This is a genomic window from Agreia bicolorata (genome assembly GCF_000938265.1).
GTDB classification, from domain to species: Bacteria; Actinomycetota; Actinomycetes; order Actinomycetales; family Microbacteriaceae; genus Agreia; species Agreia bicolorata.
In genome coordinates, this window is the sequence record NZ_JYFC01000001.1 from 499842 (window position 1) to 519569 (window position 19728).

General features: G+C 64.7%; 18 protein-coding genes and 2 riboswitches. Of the genes, 6 read left to right on the plus strand and 12 right to left on the minus strand.

Going from position 1 to position 19728, the window contains the following annotated elements; genetic code table 11:
- The first annotated feature begins 62 nt into the window (after nt 1–62).
- Nucleotides 63–692, plus strand: a complete 630-nt coding sequence (locus TZ00_RS02325) for a PH domain-containing protein (protein WP_044438928.1) — start codon at nt 63–65, stop codon at nt 690–692.
- 8 nt (nt 693–700) lie between these two features.
- On the opposite strand, the gene TZ00_RS02330 is transcribed toward TZ00_RS02325, so the two are convergent.
- The 3 genes from TZ00_RS02330 to TZ00_RS02340 all read right to left on the minus strand — a co-directional run bounded on the left by TZ00_RS02330 (nt 701) and on the right by TZ00_RS02340 (nt 5282).
- Complete coding sequence (locus TZ00_RS02330; RefSeq protein ID WP_238579547.1) at nt 701–1741, minus strand: ABC transporter permease; 1041 nt, start codon at nt 1739–1741, stop codon at nt 701–703.
- A gap of 52 nt (nt 1742–1793) precedes the next feature.
- Nucleotides 1794–3335, minus strand: coding sequence for an ABC transporter permease subunit (locus tag TZ00_RS02335; protein ID WP_044438930.1), 1542 nt, complete (start codon nt 3333–3335; stop codon nt 1794–1796).
- A gap of 159 nt (nt 3336–3494) precedes the next feature.
- The gene (locus TZ00_RS02340) at nt 3495–5282 is read right to left on the minus strand and encodes an ABC transporter family substrate-binding protein (protein WP_044438932.1); all 1788 of its coding nucleotides are present in this window, start codon (nt 5280–5282) and stop codon (nt 3495–3497) included.
- Between the two features lie 230 nt (nt 5283–5512).
- Here TZ00_RS02340 and TZ00_RS02345 point away from each other — a divergent pair, with 230 nt between their 5' ends.
- Nucleotides 5513–6301 carry a CPBP family intramembrane glutamic endopeptidase gene (locus TZ00_RS02345; RefSeq protein ID WP_044438934.1) on the plus strand — a complete coding sequence of 263 codons (789 nt, stop codon included), beginning with the start codon at nt 5513–5515 and terminating at the stop codon, nt 6299–6301.
- Here TZ00_RS02345 and TZ00_RS18585 read toward each other — a convergent pair.
- Genes TZ00_RS18585 through gcvT form a run of 4 tightly spaced genes read right to left on the minus strand, consistent with a single transcriptional unit; the run spans nt 6298 to nt 11598 of the window.
- Complete coding sequence (locus TZ00_RS18585; RefSeq protein WP_084605853.1) at nt 6298–7140, minus strand: pentapeptide repeat-containing protein; 843 nt, start codon at nt 7138–7140, stop codon at nt 6298–6300. The genes TZ00_RS02345 and TZ00_RS18585 overlap by 4 nt on opposite strands.
- Before the next feature lie 40 nt (nt 7141–7180).
- Complete coding sequence (gene gcvP, locus TZ00_RS02355) at nt 7181–10066, minus strand: aminomethyl-transferring glycine dehydrogenase (RefSeq protein ID WP_044438936.1); 2886 nt, start codon at nt 10064–10066, stop codon at nt 7181–7183.
- A 7-nt stretch (nt 10067–10073) separates the two neighbouring features.
- Nucleotides 10074–10445, minus strand: a complete 372-nt coding sequence (gcvH, locus tag TZ00_RS02360; protein WP_044438938.1) for a glycine cleavage system protein GcvH — start codon at nt 10443–10445, stop codon at nt 10074–10076.
- A 4-nt stretch (nt 10446–10449) separates the two neighbouring features.
- A complete protein-coding gene (gcvT, locus tag TZ00_RS02365) occupies nt 10450–11598 on the minus strand; it encodes a glycine cleavage system aminomethyltransferase GcvT (protein ID WP_044438940.1) in 1149 nt (382 codons plus the stop codon).
- Nucleotides 11599–11656: 58 nt separating this feature from the next.
- Nucleotides 11657–11767, minus strand: a riboswitch (glycine riboswitch).
- A riboswitch (glycine riboswitch) is annotated at nt 11768–11863 on the minus strand. It lies immediately after the preceding riboswitch.
- A gap of 116 nt (nt 11864–11979) precedes the next feature.
- On the opposite strand from gcvT, the gene TZ00_RS02370 reads away from it, so the two are divergent.
- Nucleotides 11980–12327 (plus strand): LysR family transcriptional regulator, encoded by a 348-nt coding sequence (locus tag TZ00_RS02370; RefSeq protein ID WP_044438942.1) that lies wholly within the window; start codon nt 11980–11982, stop codon nt 12325–12327.
- A 44-nt stretch (nt 12328–12371) separates the two neighbouring features.
- Here TZ00_RS02370 and TZ00_RS02375 read toward each other — a convergent pair whose 3' ends face one another.
- The gene (locus TZ00_RS02375) at nt 12372–13097 is read right to left on the minus strand and encodes a copper resistance CopC family protein (protein WP_161793716.1); all 726 of its coding nucleotides are present in this window, start codon (nt 13095–13097) and stop codon (nt 12372–12374) included.
- Between the two features lie 86 nt (nt 13098–13183).
- Here TZ00_RS02375 and TZ00_RS02380 point away from each other — a divergent pair, with 86 nt between their 5' ends.
- The gene (locus tag TZ00_RS02380) at nt 13184–13603 is read left to right on the plus strand and encodes a DUF7715 family protein (RefSeq protein WP_044438944.1); all 420 of its coding nucleotides are present in this window, start codon (nt 13184–13186) and stop codon (nt 13601–13603) included.
- Between the two features lie 63 nt (nt 13604–13666).
- Here the strand turns inward: TZ00_RS02380 and TZ00_RS18590 are convergent, their stop codons facing one another.
- Together TZ00_RS18590 and TZ00_RS02390 are read right to left on the minus strand one after the other, a co-directional pair.
- A complete protein-coding gene (locus TZ00_RS18590; protein WP_152631053.1) occupies nt 13667–14416 on the minus strand; it encodes a hypothetical protein in 750 nt (249 codons plus the stop codon).
- Nucleotides 14417–14476: 60 nt separating this feature from the next.
- Entirely contained in the window at nt 14477–14986 is a 510-nt protein-coding gene (locus tag TZ00_RS02390) for a cupin domain-containing protein (RefSeq protein WP_044438945.1), read from the minus strand.
- Nucleotides 14987–15162: 176 nt separating this feature from the next.
- On the opposite strand from TZ00_RS02390, the gene TZ00_RS18595 reads away from it, so the two are divergent.
- Nucleotides 15163–16521, plus strand: coding sequence for an HNH endonuclease signature motif containing protein (locus tag TZ00_RS18595; protein ID WP_052521210.1), 1359 nt, complete (start codon nt 15163–15165; stop codon nt 16519–16521).
- Between the two features lie 33 nt (nt 16522–16554).
- Here the strand turns inward: TZ00_RS18595 and TZ00_RS02400 are convergent, their stop codons facing one another.
- The gene (locus TZ00_RS02400) at nt 16555–18150 is read right to left on the minus strand and encodes an ABC-F family ATP-binding cassette domain-containing protein (protein ID WP_044438947.1); all 1596 of its coding nucleotides are present in this window, start codon (nt 18148–18150) and stop codon (nt 16555–16557) included.
- 93 nt (nt 18151–18243) lie between these two features.
- Between TZ00_RS02400 and TZ00_RS02405 the strand changes: the two genes are divergently transcribed.
- Nucleotides 18244–18978: a potassium channel family protein gene (locus tag TZ00_RS02405; protein ID WP_044438949.1), complete on the plus strand. Its 735-nt coding sequence runs from the start codon at nt 18244–18246 to the stop codon at nt 18976–18978.
- Here TZ00_RS02405 and TZ00_RS02410 read toward each other — a convergent pair.
- On the minus strand, nt 18960–19511 hold the full coding sequence (locus TZ00_RS02410) for an alpha/beta fold hydrolase (RefSeq protein ID WP_044438951.1): 552 nt from the start codon (nt 19509–19511) through the stop codon (nt 18960–18962). The genes TZ00_RS02405 and TZ00_RS02410 overlap by 19 nt on opposite strands.
- Between the last annotated feature and the right edge of the window lie 217 nt (nt 19512–19728).

Genomic DNA, 19728 nt, shown 5'->3' on the forward strand with positions numbered 1-19728 from the left:
GCGAGATGGTTCCTTTCAGCGCGGATGATCGGGCTCGGGCGTCGGACTGCGAGAATTGAGCCGTGCCCCCCGTAGAAGAAGAGACCGTCGTGTTCCGTTCGCGATTCAACAGAATTCTCGCGGCGGTGTTCTGGGTGGTCTGTGCCGCGGCTCTCGTCGCGATCGGTCTGACATACGCATACCGGCCCACCGGCTCCGTCGCCGGTCTCGCGGTGGGTTCGGTCCTTATCGGGGTTGCCGTCTTGGTGGTGCTTTGGCGCCCCCAGCTCACGGTTTCTGACGACGCGATCGTCGTGCGCAATGTGCTGAGCACCATCGTTGTTCCGTGGAATGCGCTGATCCATGTCGACACGAAGTACGCGCTCACACTCATCACTCCGCAGCGCAAGGTCGCGGTTTGGTGCGCGCCGGCGCCCGGTGCCACCGCCGCCCTGCGAGCGTCTCGCGCGCAGGGAACGCAGGCCCGCGCCTGGACGGCCGCCTCCGATCTGCGCCCAGGAGACCTCGCGGGGACCGAATCGGGTCGCGCCGCATTCCTCGTTCGCTCGCGCTGGAACACGCTGCGCGAACAGGGGCGCATCGAGCTGGGCACCGCCGGCGACCAACGGGTTCAGGTGCAGCCGCACGTCGCTTCGATTGCAGGCCTCGTTGCCGGTGTCGTCGCCGTTGCGCTGGTGACGATCCTGCTCTAGCGAGCTGATCACGAGGTGGGCGACTTCGGGGCCTTGAGCGAGACCTGCGGCTGAGCGGCCTCGACGAACTCGCGCATCTTGCGCCGCTTGAAGCGCTTCTGCCGGGGGTCGAACGCATCACGCAGGCCGTCACCCACAAAGTTGACCAGCAGAGCCAGCGAGACGATGAACAGCGCCGGCCACCAGTACAGCCACGGGCGAGTCGAGAACGCCGACTGGTTGTCGCTGATCAGCAGGCCGAGCGACGACTCGGGGCTCCGGATGCCGTAGCCCAGGTAGCTGAGGCCCGTCTCGAGCAGAATGGCGCTGGCCGCGAGAAGGGTCGCGCTCACGATCACGACACCGACGGCGTTGGGCAGGATGTGCTTGAAGATGATTCGGAGATCGCTCGCCCCCGCGACGCGGGCCGCCTCGACGAATTCCCGCTCACGAAGGGACAGGAACTCAGCGCGCACCAGCCTAGCGATCGACATCCACGACACGAGCGCGAGCAGTATCGAGAGGAACCAGACCCCGAGGCCACCGCTTCCCGCCGTCTGGCCGACAACCGCGCCGATGACGATGGCGGGGATCACGATGAATACATCGGTGATGCGCATGAGCACCGCATCGACCCAGCCACGGTAGTAGCCCGCGATCGCGCCCACCACCGTGCCGACGACGGTGCCGAGCCCGCCGATCACGACCATAACGATGAGCGAGTTCTGGATGCCCCGCATAACGAGCGCGAAATAGTCAACGCCGATTCGGTTCTGGCCGAAGGGGTGTTCGCCGAGAGCAAAGGGCCACAACGACAGCGTCGGTGCGCCTGCCTGATCGTTGAGAGAGCGATAGTCGTACTTCCACCAGCCCGGAATAGGTCCGATTCCGGTGGCCGAGAATGCGAACAGCACGATCAGTACCAGCACGAAGAGCGAGACCACTGAAATACGGTTCTGCAAGAAGCGGTCGAAGATGATGCGGCCCTGGGACTTGCCGGCCACCGCATCGGAACGATCGCCTGTCGGGCCGTGCGGCTCCGGTGTGACTTCGAGCATGCCCTGGCTCATGATGATTTCCTGTTCTGCTTCCACGCCCTGATGTGTCTGGTAGCCAAGCCGCTCACCGTACCCTCACCCGGGGATCCAGCGCCGCGTATGCGAGGTCGGCGAGGAAGTTGAATGCGATGGCCACGATGGCGATCACGATGAAGTAGCCCATGATCGGGTTGAGGTCTGTGCGCCCCAACGCCGTTGCGAAAAGATTGCCCATTCCACTGATGGCAAAGACTTTTTCGGTGATGACCGCGCCTCCCAGCAGAGCGCCGACATCCGTCGCCACGATCGTGGCGATGGGAATCAGCATGTTGCGGAACGCGTGCCGCATGATCACGGTGCGCTCCGGAAGGCCTTTGGCGCGAGCGGTGCGGATGTAGTCCTGGTTGAGAACCTCGAGCAGGCCGGCACGAGCGTAACGCGTGTACTGCGCGAAGGAGATGAGCAGCAGGGCGATCGTGGGCAGCAGCAGGTGAGTGAATGAATCGATGCCCGTCACCCACACGTCGCCCGTGAGTCCGGGAGTGCCGGAGCCCACGGTCGCGATCGGTCGACCGTTGATGCGCCCGCTCTCGACATAGCTCGGCCAGGCCTGCATAAAGCGGTCGAGAAATACCAAGAGCATGCTCACGATGCCGGTGATGGCACCCGCTCGAACAGCCTGGCCGCGATCGCTGCCGCCGACAAGGAAGCCCACGACGATTCCGACGACGAGCGCGGCAACCGCGATGAAGATCAGGGTGAACGCCGACGAGATGGTGAAGAGCCCCTGCAGCACGAAGAACGCGATGTAGACGAAGGCAGCGGTGATCGCCGAAGCAAGTAGCGCGCGACGATTCGCCAGGCCTGATACGAGCGAGGTCGTGATGAACACAACACCCGCCAGAACCACCAGCAGCCCGACCGGTCCGAGTCCCGGGAAGAGGAACCAGCTGGTGAGCGAGACGTAGACGAGCACAGCCCCGGTGGCCACAGCGGAGACACCGAACACGATGAGCCGACGGCGCCGGCTTCCGCCGATGAGAACCATCCAGATGAGCCCTGCCACCAGCGCGATCACAACGATCAACCACGCGGGTATGGCGGCACCATCCTGTAGAAAGTCGTTGAATCCGATCGCAATGAACTCCTTGAGGAGCACCGCGATGAGGAAGGACGGCAGCGAGAAGAGGAAGAAGCTGAGGAATGTGGTGGCGATGTCGAAGCCGCTGTACTGGCGCAGGGCGGTGACGATACCGATGACGACCCCGAGGATGATCGCGACGACCGTGGCGACGGTCACGAGCTGCAGCGTCGACACCATTGCCGTCGGCAGGATCGTGGCGACCGGAGCGTTGTCGAGGGTCAGCCCGAGATCGCAGGAGTTCGCGAAGGGAACGAGACACTTGGCGGCGCCCCCGAGCCACAGAAACCATCGGAGGGGCGCGGGAACGTCGAGATCGAGCGCGGAGACCCGGGCTGCAATCAGCTGCGCCTCGTTGGCGGCGTTACCACCGCGCAGGTCTCTGAGCGGGTCACCCGATCCAGCCGCGAGAACGTACATGATGAACGACGCGGCGATCAAGATCAGTATCGAGACGCCGATGCGTCTCGCGATGTATGCGGCCATGAACCGGAATTCTCGTAATGTGCCTGGGCAGGGCACCTTCTAGCCGCGCCGCACAATCGGCGGAGCGGTGGGGGTCGACGAACATAGTCGCACGCCAGGCCTGTGAATGGGGAGCGAACGCAGGTTCGCTCCCCATTCAGCCTGCGTGCAGGACCTGGGCTAGCCCTTCAGGGTCCAGTCCTGGGCGTTCCAGACGATTCCTGTCTGGTTGCCGAAGAACTTGATGCCGTCGACCGTTCCGTTCGACGCGAAGAGACCCGGCGCCTGGAACAGCGGAAGACCGTAGAAGTCCTTCGCCGTCTGGGCGTCGATGTCGATCTTCAGCTTGCTGAGCGCATCGGCGTCGAGCTCCGTCTGAGCCTGGTTGACCATCTCATCGACAGAAGCGTTCGAGTACTTGCTGTAGTTTCCACCACCGGCAGTCTTGAAGATCTGGGCAAGAGCGGCGTTTCCGGCTCCGGGCGAGATCCAGCCGAAGACGCTCGCGTCGTAGTCTCCGCCGGGCAGCAGCGACGCCCAGTCGGGCGAACCGGCGTCAACGATGTTGAATCCGGCCTGCGCGGCCGAAGCCTGAATCGCCTGGAAGGAGTCGACGCGGTTCGGGTTGTCGGTGTTGTACAGGATGCGCACGGTCGGGGTTGCTCCGGCAAGAAGCGCCTTCGCACCCTCGATGTCGGGCTTGTCGAACGAGTCGTATCCACTCGCGGCGACCGCGTCGCTGTACTCCGGGTTGGCGGGAACGAAGATCTGCGAGTTCAGAACCTTCGCATCGGGGTTGACCGGGGTCACGATGGAATCGAGGATCTGCTGACGCGGAATCGTCTTGAGGAAGGCCTCACGCACCTTCGGGTCCTGGAACACGGGCGAGCCGAAGTTCAGGTCGAGGTGGTCGTACGAGAGCTGGTTGCCCTCGAAGGTCTCGAGGTTGGCGTTCTTCAGAGCGGTGAGGGTGTCGGCTGATGCCTGCGGGTAGATCGCGTTGACCTCGCCGTTCTGCAGGGCGGTCACCTGAGCGTTCGAGTCACCGATGAAGCGAAGTACGAGTTCGTCGTAAGCAGGCTCGTCGGAACCCTTGTATTCGGGGTTCTTACTGAAGGTGATCGACTGCTGCGGCGTGTAGGCCGAGACGATGAACGGTCCGCTCGAGACCAGCAGCGACTTGTCGTCGGGGAACGATGTGAAGTCGTAGCCGGTGTTCCAGAAGTCGGCTGCAGCCTTCAGGGTGGCGTTCGGTGCGACGGGGTTCGCCGGGTCACCCTTCGGCGTGTCCTTGAGCGTCTTGATGAAGTCTTCTTCGCTGACGCCGGCCTTGTCTGCCAGAACGTGGGCCGGCTTGTCGAGCAGGTTGGCCAGCTCCCAGTCGACGAAAGGCTCCGAGTAGGTCAGCGTGAGGCTGAGGTTGTCGTCGGAGACCTCGGGGAAGGCGGTCTTGTCGAGACCGTCGGTGCTGCCGGCCAGGCTGAAGTACTGGGTACCGCCCGTAACATCGCCCGTTGCCTCGTCGATGGTCGAGTCGTTGTAGTAGCCGGAGCCGATGGCCCAGCCGACGAGCAGATCATCGGCGGTGATGGGCTTGCCGTCAGACCACTTGAGGTCGTCCTTCAACGTGTACTTGACTGTCAGCGGGTCATCGGAGACTTTCTCATAGGTGCCGATGTTGTCGTTGTGCTTGACCTGGAACTTGTCGTCAAGAGTGAAGAACCCGCCGAGGCTGGCACCGGCAGAGGTTCCTGCGGTGCCCGTCAAGTACACGATCATGCCGTTGGTGTCGAGGTTGCCCTGCGGTGTGCTCGAGTTGAACGAGGTCGCCTCGTTCGTAGTGGCCACCGTGATGGTGCCCTTATTGCCCTTGCTCTGATCCGGAGCCGACGTTGTGCAACCGGACAGCATAAGAGCGCTGGCCGCGGCAAGGGCGATTGCCCCAATGCCAATGCGTCTGATTTTCAATTTTCCTCCTGAGGACTTTCTTGGGCTACCGGATGCCCACTTGACGTTCTCGGAGGCACCCGAAAGGTGATCAGTCGCGTGGCTGACTACCCAGTACCCTAAAAGGGGGCTGGGTTCTTGCCAAATCCAGCGGGAAAAAGTTACACACTAGAAACGTGAAATCGGCATTCCTTGTGCCGAACGCACAATATTCCCTCTATGTGCGCCCGCCGACGCAAGAAAGAACACCTGTGCCTGTATCCACCCCACCCCCGTGGCGCATCACGCGGCGACGACGGCTGACGTGGGAGATCGCAATCGTTCTCGGGCTGTCGCTCGGGGCATCCGCCGTCTACTCAATCGTGAGCCTCGCCGCCAAACTCACGGACGACACCCCTCTCGCGAGCCAGTCGACAGCGCTGAACTCTGCGCAGAGCCCGCGCGAGTGGCTCGATTTCACGTACCAATCGCTGGCCATCTTCTTTGACCTCATCCCCGTCGCCCTCGTCTTCTACCTGCTGGCTATCTCCGGGCCGAACCCCTTCCGGCGGATCGGCTTCGACCTGCGCTCCCCCGCTCGGGACTCCGCTCGCGGGCTTCTGCTGGTACTGGTGATCGGTGTGCCGGGAATCGCGCTCTACTTCATCGGTCGGGCCGCCGGCATCACCGTCAACGTCGTTCCCGCGCCGATCGACGCGTACTGGTGGACTGTCCCCGTGCTGATCGCATCTGCCCTCAGAGCCGCCCTCACCGAGGAATTGATCGTCGTGGGCTACCTCTTCACCCGGCTCAAACAGCTCGGGTGGCAGAAATGGCAGATCATCCTGAGCGCCGCCGTGCTCCGTGGCAGCTATCACCTCTACCAGGGCATCGGGCCGTTCTTCGGCAACGTGGTCATGGGAATCGTCTTCGGCTGGTGTTACCTCCGCTGGGGCCGCACGATGCCTCTCGTCATCGCCCACTGGATCATCGACATCGCCTCGTTCGTCGGCTATGCGTGGGCCGTGGTGACGTTCCCCGAACTCTTCAGGCTGAGTTAGGCCCCGGGCGCCTTCGGCTCCTCGTCGTCGTCCGGCTCGACGGCACTCTCTTCACCGGCCCCGTCTTCACCGGCAACGATGGCGGGCCTGCGTCGCGAGATGACCATCGCCGCGACGCCCAATGCGAGTACAACGACCGCTCCGCCGCCGACAGCCGCGACGAGTCCCCAGTCGGTGGGCTGTCTCGTCGATGCGGTGGTACCCGTCGTGGTCGGCTCGTCGGTGAACAGTGGCGTCGGCGCCTCGGTCGCCTCGGGATGCGGAGTCACCTGGATCTTGACGACAGCAATCGCCGTGCCATTAGACGACGAGAACTTGCACACCATGCCGGAATCGCCGATGGGAAACACGGTGCCGGAGACGACAGGAACGTCGACGATCATGCAATCACCCGCGGTGAGGCCGGCAGGAACCACGGGGGCAAAGTTGATGGGGGCGCCGTTCGCGTCGGTGGCCTCGGCCGTGATGGTGCCCGGCAGGATGCCCGCATCCGTGAAATCGGCACCATCGACCTGGGCGTCGGTGAAATTAGCGCCCTCGATGTTCGCGCCGGTGAAGTTCGCCGCCTGCAGCTTCGAACCCGACAGATTCGCACCGGCCAGGTTCGCACCCATGAAGGCGGCCTGGCCCATGCTCGTTCCGCCGAAGTCGACTCCGGCGCACTGGCTGCCACCCGCGGGCGCGCCGTCTGTGACCTGCTGCACGACGCATCCGCCCTCGTCGTAGAAGACCTCCGCGTTCGCTGCCGTCGCCGGAGCGGCGGCGAGGGCGAGAGTTCCCAGCGTCACCGCAACGATCATCGGAATTCGGCCGCGCTGTATCGCAAATCGTCTCGCCATGCTGAGAGGCTACCGCACCCGCAGAAACGGCGACGTGCTGCTACTCGAACGCCTCGGGCGGCGGGCAGGAGCACACGAGGTTACGGTCTCCCCATGCCTGGTCGATGCGCCTCACGGGAGGCCAGTACTTCGAGCGGATGAGCGATCGCACGGGGTAGACGGCCGTCTCGCGGTCGTAGGGGTGCGTCCACTCGCCCTCGACGACGGACTGCGCGGTGTGCGGTGCGTTGCGCAGAGGGTTGTCGTCGGCTGGCCAGACGCCTGCAGCGACCTGCATGGCCTCGCCCTTGATCGCGATCATCGCGTCGATGAATCGGTCGATCTCGGTGAGGTCCTCGCTCTCGGTCGGCTCGACCATCAGGGTGCCCGCCACCGGGAAGCTCATCGTGGGCGCGTGGAAGCCGTAGTCGATCAGGCGCTTGGCCACATCGTCGACCGAGACCCCCGTCGACGCCGTGAGCGGGCGGATGTCGATGATGCACTCGTGCGCCACCAGTCCGTTGTCTCCGGCGTACAGCACCGGGAAGTGCTCCGAGAGCCGGGCCGCGACGTAGTTGGCCGAAAGAACGGCCGCACCCGTCGCATCCGCGAGGCCCTGCGAACCCATCATGCGCACGTACGACCAGCTGATGGGCAGGATGCTCGGGCTGCCGTACGGCGCTGCCGAGATCGGCCCACCGGCGTGCACCACGGTGCCGCCTCCGGCAAGCGGATGCGATGCATCCTGCGCCTGGGCATGGCCCGGCAGGAAGGGCGCGAGATGCGCCTTCGCTGCGACGGGCCCGACACCGGGGCCTCCGCCGCCGTGAGGGATGCAGAAGGTCTTGTGCAGGTTGAGGTGCGAGACGTCGCCGCCGAAGTCGCCGAACCGCGCGAAGCCCAGCAGGGCGTTGAGGTTCGCTCCATCGACGTAGACCTGTCCCCCGGCGGCGTGCACCAGGCGGCAGATCTCCGCGACCTCGTGCTCGTACACCCCGTGCGTCGACGGATAGGTGATCATGAGGGCTGCGAGCGACTCGGCGTGCAGTTCAATCTTGGCCCGCAGGTCGTCTACGTCGACATTGCCGTTCTCGTCACATGCGACGACGACGACCTTCATGCCCGCGAGCACCGCGGAGGCGGCATTCGTGCCGTGCGCGCTCGACGGAATGAGGCAGACGGTGCGCTCGAACGATCCATTCGAGTGGTGGTAGCCGCGGATGGCGAGGAGACCTGCGAGCTCACCCTGGCTTCCCGCATTCGGCTGAAGCGACACGGAGTCGTAGCCCGTGACCTCGGCCAGCCACGTCTCGAGCTGCGAGATGAGAGTGAGATAGCCCTCGACATCGACTCGCGGCGCGAACGGGTGCAGGGCACCGAACTCGGGCCAGGTGACGGCCTCCATCTCGGTGGCCGCGTTCAGCTTCATCGTGCACGAACCGAGCGGGATCATGCCGCGGTCGAGCGCGTAGTCGTAGTCGGCGAGGCGCTTGAGGTAGCGCATCATGCTCGTCTCCGAGCGGTGCGTGTTGAAGACCTCGTGCGTGAGGTAGTCGCTCGTGCGCAGGATGTGCTCAGGCAGGCTCTCGGCGAGCTGCTCGGCATCGCTCGCGGCCGCCACACCGAAGAGCCCGAGCACCGTGTCGATGTCGACAGAGGTCGTGGTCTCGTCGACCGACACTCCGATCGTGTCGTCGTCGGCCACGTTCAGCAGGTAGCCACCGGCGTGGGCCTGCGCGGCGATCTCAGCGGCGCGACCGGGCACCCGCACCTGGATCGTGTCGAAGAATTCCTCGTGAACGAGCTCCGCACCGGCCGCCTCGAGGGCGCTGGCGAGCCGACGCGCGGTGTCGTTGACGTCGAGGGCGATGCGCTGCAGCCCCTCCGGCCCGTGATACACCGCGTACATTCCGGCCATCACGGCGAGAAGCACTTGGGCGGTGCAGATGTTCGACGTGGCCTTCTCTCGGCGGATGTGCTGCTCGCGCGCCTGCAGGCTGAGCCGGTAGGCGGGGTGGCCCGAGGCATCCTGGCTCACGCCCACGAGGCGGCCCGGAAGCTGACGCTCGAGCCCTGAGCGCACGGCCATGTAGCCGGCGTGCGGGCCACCGAAGCCCATGGGAACGCCGAATCGCTGGCTCGTGCCGACGGCGACGTCGGCCCCGAGTTCGCCGGGAGAGGTGATGAGCGTGAGGGCGAGTAGATCGGCGGCGACCACGGCGAGACCGCCGGATGCGTGAACCGCCTCGATCACGTCGCGCGGGTCCCAGACACGGCCGGATGCACCGGGGTACTGAATGAAGGCGCCGAATCCGGTGGCGAGGGGGTGGTCGTGCGACGCCGGGTGATCGACGCGGTCGAGGGTGAGCTCGACGATCTCGATGCCCACGGCGTCGGCGCGCGAACGCAGAAGCGCCTTGGTCTGGGGCAGAGCGTCGGCGTCGACGAGAAAGACGTTGGAGGTCGACTTCGATGCGCGACGAGCGAGCAGCATGCCCTCGACGACGGCCGTGGCCTCGTCGAGCATGGACGCGTTGGCCGTCGACAGACCGGTGAGATCGGCCACCATGGTCTGGAAGTTGATGAGCGCCTCGAGGCGACCCTGCGAGATCTCCGGCTGATAGGGCGTGTACGCCGTATACCAGCTGGGGTTCTCGAGCACGTTTCGGCGGATCACCGCGGGCGTGATGGTGTCGTAGTAGCCGAGCCCGATCATCGAGCGGTTCACCGTGTTGTGCGACGCCAACGCGCGAAGCTCGGCGATGGTCTCGCGCTCGGTCGCGGCGGCCGGGATGGCCTCAGCACGGTGGGTTTCGCTCAGCTGGATTGATCCGGGGATCGCCGCGCGCACGAGCGCGTCGACCGATTCGTAGCCGAGGCGGGCGAGCATAACGGCCTGCGCGCTGTCATCGATGCCGATATGACGCGCGGTGAAAGGAAGCGACATCGGTGTGCTACTCCCCCAGCAGTGCGGTGTACTCGTCGAACGACAGCAGCGGCGGCAGCTCGGTGAACTCGATCTTGATGAGCCAGCCCTCGCCCAGCGGGTCGCTGTTGACCAGCTCGGGGGTGTCCTCGACGGCGGAGTTCTTCTCAAGAACCGTTCCGTCGACGGGGGCGAAGAGTTCACCCACCGACTTGGTCGACTCGATCTCGCCGACGATCGCGCCGGAGGCGAGGGTCGTTCCTACGTCGGGCAGGTCGACGAAGACGACGTCGCCCAGCTTCTCAGCCGCGTAGGCGGTGATGCCGACGGTGGCGGTGGTGCCCTCGACGAGCACCCACTCGTGCTCGCTGGTGTACTGCAGTTCGCTTTCGGTAGCCATGGGTTCAGTCTTTCTTCGCGCGGTAGAACGGGAGGGGGGTGACGCGGTAGCTCAGGCGCTTGCCGCGGATGTCGATGCTGACGACCGTGTCGGGCGCCGCGAACGACGCATCGACGTAGGCCATGGCGATAGGGATGCCGAGGGTCGGCGACAGGGCACCGCTCGTCACGACGCCGATGGCTTCCGTGGAGTCATCGGAGGCGAAGACCTCGTAGTCTGCCCGCGCGGCCCGCTTGCCGTCGGCGACCAGGCCAACCAGCGTGCGCGCATCCGGGGCAGGGCCGGACTCGACGGCCTCGCGACCCACGAAGTCGCCCTTCGTCGCCGTGGCGACGACGCGGCCGAGGCCCGCCTGCACGGGGAAGGTTTCGGTGCCGAGCTCGTGGCCGTAGAGAGGCATGCCCGCCTCGAGACGCAGGGTGTCGCGGCTTGCAAGCCCGGCGGGAACGAGTCCGAGCGGGGCCCCGGCTTCGGTGAGCGCGTTCCAGAGCTCTTCGGCGTGGCCGGGGCTGACGTAGAGCTCGAAGCCGTCTTCGCCGGTGTAGCCGGTGCGGGCGATCAGTACGGGCTGCGTGCGGAACGACCCCGGCAGCGCGCGGTAATACTTGAGCTCGCCGAGCTTCTCCGCCACGTCGCGCCCATCGGGATGGCCGCCTTCGATGGCGAACCCGTCGGTCGCGACGAGAATCTCGCGTGAGCGCGGACCCTGAACGGCGATGAGTGCGAGCTCGTCGCTCTCGTCGAAGACCTCGCACTCGAACGGCGCGGTGCGGTCGGTCAACTCGGCGGCGACGACCTCTCTGTTCGAGGCGTTGGCCACGACCATGAACCGGTCGTCGCCCGTGCGGTACACGACGACATCGTCGATGATTCCGCCCGTTCGGTCGAGCAGCAGGCTGTACTTCGCCTGACCCACGGTCGTCGCCGACAGCTTGCCGGCCAGCGCGTAGTCAAGGGCGTCTGCCGCCTCAGGCCCGACGATGAAGATCTCGCCCATGTGCGAGAGGTCGAAGATGCCAGCGGCGGTGCGCACGGCGTGGTGCTCGGCAAGGTCGCTCGAGTAGCGCACCGGCATCTGCCAGCCGGCGAAGTCGGTGAAGCTCGCACCAGCATCCACATGGATGCGGTTGAGCGGGGAATATCTATCGGTCACGAGTTCTCCAGGGCGCAGTGGGTATTGCGGATCCCGGGTGTGAACCCGGGCAGTCAAGAACTCCCCCTCTGTCATCTGTGCCTGAGAGCTTCGACACTGCGCATCGGCAGCGGCTTTCACCGTGGGCGGATCGTCGGACTTGTCGTTCGAGATCTCTTTTCAGAGTGGCCTGTTCGATGCGGTACACGTACCTGAGAGATTGGTGGGGAGAATTGCTCCTTCGGTGCCTGCCGAGGTGATCGGCGGGCTCTCCCGCATCGCGTGATGTCGGCCCGATATTCGTTTGTGCGGCCAGCCTAGCAACATACGGCTCACGCGTTGCGCGGCGCGAACGCGTAATCTGAAGGCGACCGGGCGATGTGCGCAGTCAGGACGGATTTTGTGGATCATCGTTTGAACAGGCTCTTCATCACGGCGGCGAAAGAGCTTCACTTTGCCAAGGCCGCCAAGATCGAGGGCATTCCGCGCTCGAGCATGATCGCCGCCGTCAAGCAGCTCGAGCAGAATCTGGGCTACCCGCTCTTCGACTACGACGCCGAGTCGACGGTTCTGACGCCCGAGGGAGTTGCCTTCGCCGAAAAGGCTGCGGCAGATCTCGCGAAATCGACAGGAAACTCCACGATCACGGTTCCCCAGGCCGGGGGCAAGGCGAAGGCGTCGAAGGGCAAGGGGCGAGCCCCGGCCGTCAAGGGCGCACCGCGAGTGGGAAAGCGCCGCCAGAGTCGCTGAGCCCCGTTCGCTGAGCTTGTCGAAGCGCTGAGCCTATTGAAGCGCTACTCCTCCTTCGACGGTCCCTCGGGCTTCTCGAACGGATCACGACGGATGCGCCGCACGGTGAGCGCGATCACCGTCGCGATCAATGCCAGACCGCCGATCGACACCGCGATGGCAACGCCGATCCGGCCACCATCGGCACCGCCGTCGCCCGTGGACGCCGGATCGGCGGTCGCTGTGAGGGTCGGCGCCGGCTCCTCGGCCATCGTGGTCATCGAGGGCTCGGGCGTCACGGCGGGAGCGGAGTCCTCCCGTGGCGAGCCCGCCCACTGCGCGCCGCAAGCGGGGGCAGCCGCCATGCCGGGCAGCGAATTCCCGGTGTCGACGGGCTGATAGTCGAAGGTGTAACTGCCTGACGTCGGATGTCCGTCGCTCGAGACCACCTGCCAGGTCACGGTGTAGGTTCCGGGGTCTCCCAGGGCGACACCAGTGGAGACGACGACGCCGTCGACGACGACGACGCATCCGTTCTCGTGGAACGCACCCGACGCATCCGTCACCTGAATCGCGAACGCGCTCGTGTCGCCGCCCAGGGTGATGAGCTCGTCGCTGTACGTCAGCGAGACCACGGTCGGATCGGTCGTGATGACCTCGCCGACAGCGGGGGTCGACGACTCGAGCGCGTCATGCGCCGAGGCACTGGATGCGCCGGCAAACAGGAGTGCCGCACCGAGCAAGGCGGTCGCGGCGAGCGCAGAGGGCAGGGCGAAGAGGTGTCGAGTCACGCGCCTCACGATAGCCGACGCTCTGCGAACGTGCGGTGTCGGAGGCTCCGTCTACGGTCTCAGCACATCGATTGAAAGGATGCCGAATGAAAATTCTCCAGGCGACGAGTCTCGACAACGGGGCTCGTGGCGACGACTACAACTGGTGTATCGAGGGCGAGATCGTCACCTTCGGATTCATCTGCGATCGAGATCGGCGCGACCCTGAGAACGGGTGTGGGTGCAGTCGAGGTTTCTCCGGTCTTGCGTCGCATCACGCGACGACCACGGCGCTCGTACGTGCCACCACACTGAGCGAAGACGATGTGCGACTGGCTGTCGAGTCGAGCCTCTCCGACGGCGGCTGGCTGCGGTCGCTGTCGCTGTCGCCGCAGGAAGCCGACCGGATGGTCGACGAAACCCTCGACTTCATGCTCGACGTCGCCGAGTACTACGACGACGGAACGGTGATCGGCACGAGCTTCGATTGCACGTACGTGAGACGCCATTCAACGACCTCGGTCTAGACCGGTGGCTCTCCTGAGCGGCCACGTGCCTGGCCGCTCAGCGCCCTGAATTCGCGCAGCGCATCAGGTTGCCGCGATACTTCCGGCGGCGGCAACGTCGTAGGGCCGACGCCGGTCGCGAATCGTCACGACACCGATCGCTGTCACCCAGACCAACCATGGGAAGGTCGCGAAGAGCGCGGTGCCCGCTCCCCCGGCGGCGAAGAACGATGCGGGGTCGGTTCCCCCGAACATCGTCGGAACGGCGATGAGATTCAACGCCGCCACCGAGTAGGCGAGCCAGCCCGTCCACCGAGGCAGGGCCTCGGAGCCGAGCGTCACGTATGCGCTGGCGGCCGCGACCAGAGCCGTCAACACGCATCCGATCGAACCGAAGAGAACGGTGTGACCCACGGTGAGGGCGCGCAGAACCGAGTAGTCGCCCGCCATGCCCGTCACGTCGAGAGCCGTGCCCGCCTCCATCGCGTCGCCGACGAGCGTCACCGCCACGAAGACGAGCCCTGCACCATATGCCAGGTCTGCGACCCACTGAAGGGCAACCTCGGCATGCGTGATGAGCTGGCGAAAACCCGCGAGAAACACGATGAGTGCGGCCATGAGCATCGTGTCGATGAGAATCGTGAGCAAGGTGCCGTTGCTCGTTCTCGTCATGAAGTCGACGAGGGCCAACTTGTCATCGAGGCTGGGCCGCGCGCCGACCACGAAGACCTGCACCGAGAACTCGGTCACGGTGAGAAGCGCCACGGCTATTGCGGCGATCCCTGTCCACAGCCTCACGTCCGGCATAACCTTCGTGTGCGGATGATGCGTCATGGTCCGTACTCCCCCTGGTGCGCTGCTTCTTTTGTGCGCTATCTCTTTTGTGCGCTATCGCTAGGCATCGCAGTGCGAGAGGTCGGTCTCGGCGAGCGGCTTACCCTCGGGAATGATGTACGTGACCCACAGCACCACGTTCTCGTTGCCCTCGTTTCGCCCCTCGTGACGATAGCCCGCTCCTTCGATGATGCTGTCTCCGGTCTCGTAGACGTGCACGCCACTCGGATAGATGTCGGCATAGTGCGTCAGCGATCCCTGCGAGACGACCGCGACCAGCTGTCCGTAGTGACAGTGCACTCCGGTCGATGCCCCCGGCGCCAACGTGATTTCGCGAAAAGTGACCCCGACGCCGTCGTCACCCGACACGGACACCTCGACCGGGGCATCCTGCTCACCGGCCGCGAGATCGACGGCCTCGACAGGGGCGTGGGACTCAGTAGGTGATTCGATGGCGGTGCTGGAGGTGGCGCCGGCCGTGCTCGAGCACGCGGACACTGCGAATGTCATCGCAAAGAGAAGTGCGGTCACGCGCACATAGTCGAGCGGGCGAGGTTGTGACGTTTTCATGGTCAACCTTTCGGACAGCATTGTCGAGTTGCGCTTATTGCTACACAGCGTAGTGACCTTAGTGTCACCGGGGTCGGAGAATATCTCCAGCACATATCGAACATACGTTCTATTATCTGGATGAAACTGCTATCCTTAATTGGTATATAGATTGCACACACTGCGAAAGGTACGCCGTGATAACCGAGCCCGACTATCGTCTTGTCAGCTCGTTTCGTGCGGCACTCGAAGAAGTACACGAGGTGTCGCGGCAGATCGCGTCGTTGCAGGCAGAGCGGGCGCGGTTGGTCACCGTCGCACAGGCCGCAGGCCGGGCACTGAACCCAGTAGACCGGTCGGGCGGAGGCCCGCAATGGTCGACTGAGGCAGTCGCGAGGCGCGAGTTAACGACAGAACTCGCCTCGGCAGAGAACCTGAGCGAGCGCGCGGCCTACGCACTCATCGAAACCAGTCACGAGCTCGCCGAGACATTCGTGCACACTCACCGCGCCCTGTATTCCGGTGAGATCTCTCTCCGCCATGCCGAGATCATCGTGCAATTCGGCAGTTGCCTCCCCGACGAGAAGCAGCTCGACTTCGAACTGCGCATGCTCGAGCTCGCCAAGAAGCAGCCCGTGCATGTGCTGCGCACGAAGGCAAGTCGAGAAGCCAAGGCCGCCACCATGGAGGATGCCGTCGAGCGTCATCTGCACGCCGCCGAGACCCGAAACACGTTCGTCGACAGCACAGATGATGACGCGGGCATGTCGGTCTTCGGAATCCGGCAGCCCGCTGTCGAGAACGAGGCCATCCGCGACCGCCTCCACCGCTTCGCACTTGCGCTCAAGGCCGCGGGTGATCCCCGCACCATAACGCAGCTTCACGCGGATGTTGCGTCAGATCTGCTCCTGAACGGTCACCTCAGCATGCCGGGCGCTCCGGCACACGCGGTCCGCGCGCACGTCTATGTCACTGTGCCGGCCCTCTCGCTGCTCGGGTTCAGCGATGAGAGCGCATCTCTCGAGGGATACGGGCCCATAGACGCGCTGACTGCGACCCGGTTGACCGTCAACGCACCCTATTTCTCTCGGGTGTTGACCGACCCCGCCACCGGGGCGGTCATCACGGCCGGCGTCACCCGCTACAAACCAGACCCGAGAATGCGCGAACTGGTCGACCTCATCCACGTCACCTGCAGATTCCCGGGTTGCACACGAGCCGCCCGCGACTGCGACGCCGATCACAATGTGCCTTTTCCTCAGGGCGAGACGTCGATCGTGAACCTCGTTCCGCAATGCGCACCCCACCACAAGGTGAAACACAAGACGGCGTGGCAGTTCATCACTCGAGCCGACGGCACCATGATCTCCATCTCACCGTCGGGTCATACGAGGCAGCACGACCCTCCAGCCCTGGCGAAGCCCGCCCCCAGACGCATCAGCTTTCCCGACGCACCAGACAACGTCGACCCACCGGCTCGCAATTGGTACCGCGGCACGGTCGACGAGGGAGTTCCCAGCTCACCTGTCACCGGTGCCGACGACCCGCCTTTCTGAAAGAAAGCAATGATGGGCGGCACCGCCGAGTGCCTATGCCGCGCGCACGTCGATCTCGCCCGGCTCTGCGCCGGCCGCGCCGAACATGAGCATCCGGTTGGCGATCTTGTCGGTGAAGAACCGGTCGTGGCTGACCACGACGACAGCGCCGGGAAAGTGCACGAGGGCGCGCTCCATGACCTGGGTGCTGGCGAGGTCAAGGTGGTTGGTCGGCTCGTCGAGTAGAAGAACGGATGCGCCGGACAGTAGGCACTGGGCCATCGCGACGCGGGCGCGCTGCCCTCCCGAGAGCTCGCGGATGCGCTTCTTGAGGTCGGCCTCCGAGAACTGGAACATGGCGAGGAATCGGCCCACCGATTTGCGCGTCGCGGTGAGGGCGAGGCTGTCGGGCAGCGCGTTGACCGCATGCGTGACCGTATCGTCGAGGTCGAGCTCGTCGAGCATCCGGTTGTATGACACGACCTTCGCACCCGACGCCCAGTCCACGTGGCCGTGATCCTGCTTCTCGTCACCGGTGAGCACGCGAAGCAGGGTGCTCTTGCCACTTCCGTTGGCACCGAGCACCACGATGCGATTGCCGCGACGGATCTCGAAGCCGAGACCAGTGAACAGCATCTTGTCGCCGTATGACTTCTCGAGCCCGTCGACGCGGCACAGCACGTCTTTGACGTGCAGGCCACCGTAGATCTCAGTGATGATCTGGTCGACGGGTCGAGGTGCGCGCGACTTCTTGATTCCCGACAGCTGCTTGTCGAGCTTCTTGCTCGAGGCCTTCGCCGCCTCGCGCCGGTCGGCGATGCCCTCGGCCTCGAAGGCCAGCAGCTCGTTCTCGTGCACGAACTGTGCCTCGAGCGTCTTGAGTCGGAACTGCTTCTGCACGATGTACTCGCCGAAGTTTCCGGGGTACTCGTGCAGGTGGTAGTTCTCGAGCTCGATGATGCGGGTCACGACGACATCGAGGAACGCGCGATCGTGCGACACGATGATGGCCGCGCCCTTGAAGTCGCGGAACCAGGACTCGAGCCACTCCACGCCGGCCACATCGAGGAAGTTGGTCGGCTCATCGAGCAGCAGCACGTCGGGGTCTTCGAGCAGGATCTTCGCGAGCGCGGCACGGTTGCGCCATCCGCCCGACAGCGCGTCGATCGGGCACGTGCGGTGCGGCTCATCGAAGCCGAGCGTCGTGAGCGCCTGGTCGATCTTGCGCGTGTAGTCCCAGCCGTCGAGGCGTTCCATCTCGCCGAACAGCTCCGCCTGGCGCTCGATGAGCGCGTCGAGCGCGGACCCTCCCGACGGATCGGCCGCGATCGCCGCGTCGATCGACGCGAGCTCGTCTTCGACGGCGTGCACCTCGACGAACAACGCATCCAACACCTCGCTGATCGTCTGTTCGCCGTTCAGCTCGGAGAACTGCGAGAAGTAGCCGATCTTTACGCCCGATTCGACGGTGACCGTTCCCTGGTCGGGCTGCACCTGGTCGAGCACGAGCTTGAGCAGCGTCGTCTTGCCCGACCCGTTGCGGCCGATAAGTCCAACCCGGTCTTTGGGTTCGAGGCGAAAGAAGGCCTCGCGCAGAATCTGCGTGTTCTCGAACTTCACGCTCACGTCGTTCAGGCGAATCAGGCTCATGTGTGTTCCTCTCGAAGGCGATGCGCCTCGAGCGGCCCAGCGACTACAAGGCTACCCGCCTTGGCATACGTGGAGCGTCTGTAGAGTTTCGCCATGAAGCTCGCACGATGGCGGAAGATCACCGAATGGCCCTTGACGGTCTCTGCAGTCCTGTTCCTTGCCGCCTATGCGTGGGAGATCATCGCTCAGCTCTCCGGTCCCGCTGAGACACTCGCGGAAACAGTCATCCAGGCGACGTGGCTGCTCTTCGTCATCGACTACGTCGTGAGCCTGATTCTGTCCGAGAACCGTGCCCGATGGTTCGTGCAGCACCTGTTCGACCTGCTGGTGGTCGTGCTCCCGATGCTCCGACCGCTTCGACTGCTTCGCTTGCTCACGTTCCTTTCGGTTCTCAATCGGAGCCTGGGGACCGCCGTTCGGGGGCGGGTCGTCGTCTACGTGGTGGGTGCCGCATCGTTGGCAGTCTTCGTGGCCGCGCTCGCTGCACTTGACGCGGAGAGGAACGCACCGGGCGCGACGATCACCACGTTCGGCGATGCCCTCTGGTGGGCCGTCGTCACCATCACCACGGTCGGTTACGGCGACCTCGCCCCCATCACGGTCGAAGGCCGGATGATCGCGGTAGCGCTCATGATCGGCGGCATCGGACTACTCGGGGTCGTCACCGCGACGCTCGCATCGTGGATCGTCGAGCGCGTCGCTCGAAAGGACGAGGACCAGCAGGCGGCGACGCGCGTGGAACTGCGCGCCCTTACCGAAGAGATCGCTCAGCTACGCCGAGACTTGCGCTCGAACGAAGGTCTCGGAGCTCAGTCCCAGTCGAGGTAGTCCTCGATCGCCCACGAGGTCGCGCCGACGTTTTCAGACGGGAACATGTGACCGCCGCCGTCGATGGACACAACACTCACGCGATCGGGAGCCGCGGCCTGCAGCGCCTCGCCGTTAGCGGGCGGAGTGACGTCGTCGTCAGACCCCTGGATGACCAGCACGGGCAGACCCTCGGCGAGCGTCAGGTCTCCCGCCTCGACACCGAGCAGAAGCACGCCGTTGACGCGGTCGTGGAAATCCAAGGCCACGGCGCGAGCGACGGATCCGCCGAACCCGTGGCCACCCAGCCATGCATCCCTGATGCCCACGGCATCCATGATGTCGACCACGCTGCGGGCGAGGTCGTGCGCCGAGGCGCTGCCTGCGGCGATCCGCAGAACTCGGAAGTCTTCTTCGACGAGAATGTGGGCGAGCGTGCCGAGGTAGTCGATGGGAAGATCCGTGTCGGCGATCAGAACGACCGTCGGGCCGTTCCCCTCCACCGCGTACGAGATCGCGCGTGCATCGGGTTCGAAGATCTGGTTTTCGGTCATGGTCTGGGCTCCCTTTCGTGCGACGGCGAAGCTCCCGCTCGCCTCCGACACCCTACTGGAGTGAGAAATGGAAAGTGTGGATCAGGTCTGAGCGTCACAGCTACTGTGGACGCGTTCAGACTCGTCGACGTCCAATCTCCACGTTGCGGGGCAGGCGCGCGCGCCGCATCCGTCCTCGACGACGGCGCACAACAGCATCCGATAGACGTCAAGGCTA

Coding starts and splice junctions, on each gene's coding strand:
- TZ00_RS18585 (WP_084605853.1), bottom strand. CDS start 7,140: ATGGCGAGACGATTTGCGATACAGCGCGGCCGAATTCCGATGATCGTT.
- TZ00_RS02405 (WP_044438949.1), top strand. CDS start 18,244: ATGAAGCTCGCACGATGGCGGAAGATCACCGAATGGCCCTTGACGGTC.
- TZ00_RS02400 (WP_044438947.1), bottom strand. CDS start 18,150: ATGAGCCTGATTCGCCTGAACGACGTGAGCGTGAAGTTCGAGAACACG.
- gcvP (WP_044438936.1), bottom strand. CDS start 10,066: ATGTCGCTTCCTTTCACCGCGCGTCATATCGGCATCGATGACAGCGCG.
- TZ00_RS02380 (WP_044438944.1), top strand. CDS start 13,184: ATGAAAATTCTCCAGGCGACGAGTCTCGACAACGGGGCTCGTGGCGAC.
- gcvH (WP_044438938.1), bottom strand. CDS start 10,445: ATGGCTACCGAAAGCGAACTGCAGTACACCAGCGAGCACGAGTGGGTG.
- TZ00_RS02335 (WP_044438930.1), bottom strand. CDS start 3,335: ATGGCCGCATACATCGCGAGACGCATCGGCGTCTCGATACTGATCTTG.
- TZ00_RS02410 (WP_044438951.1), bottom strand. CDS start 19,511: ATGACCGAAAACCAGATCTTCGAACCCGATGCACGCGCGATCTCGTAC.
- TZ00_RS18590 (WP_152631053.1), bottom strand. CDS start 14,416: ATGACGCATCATCCGCACACGAAGGTTATGCCGGACGTGAGGCTGTGG.
- TZ00_RS02390 (WP_044438945.1), bottom strand. CDS start 14,986: ATGAAAACGTCACAACCTCGCCCGCTCGACTATGTGCGCGTGACCGCA.
- TZ00_RS02330 (WP_238579547.1), bottom strand. CDS start 1,741: ATGAGCCAGGGCATGCTCGAAGTCACACCGGAGCCGCACGGCCCGACA.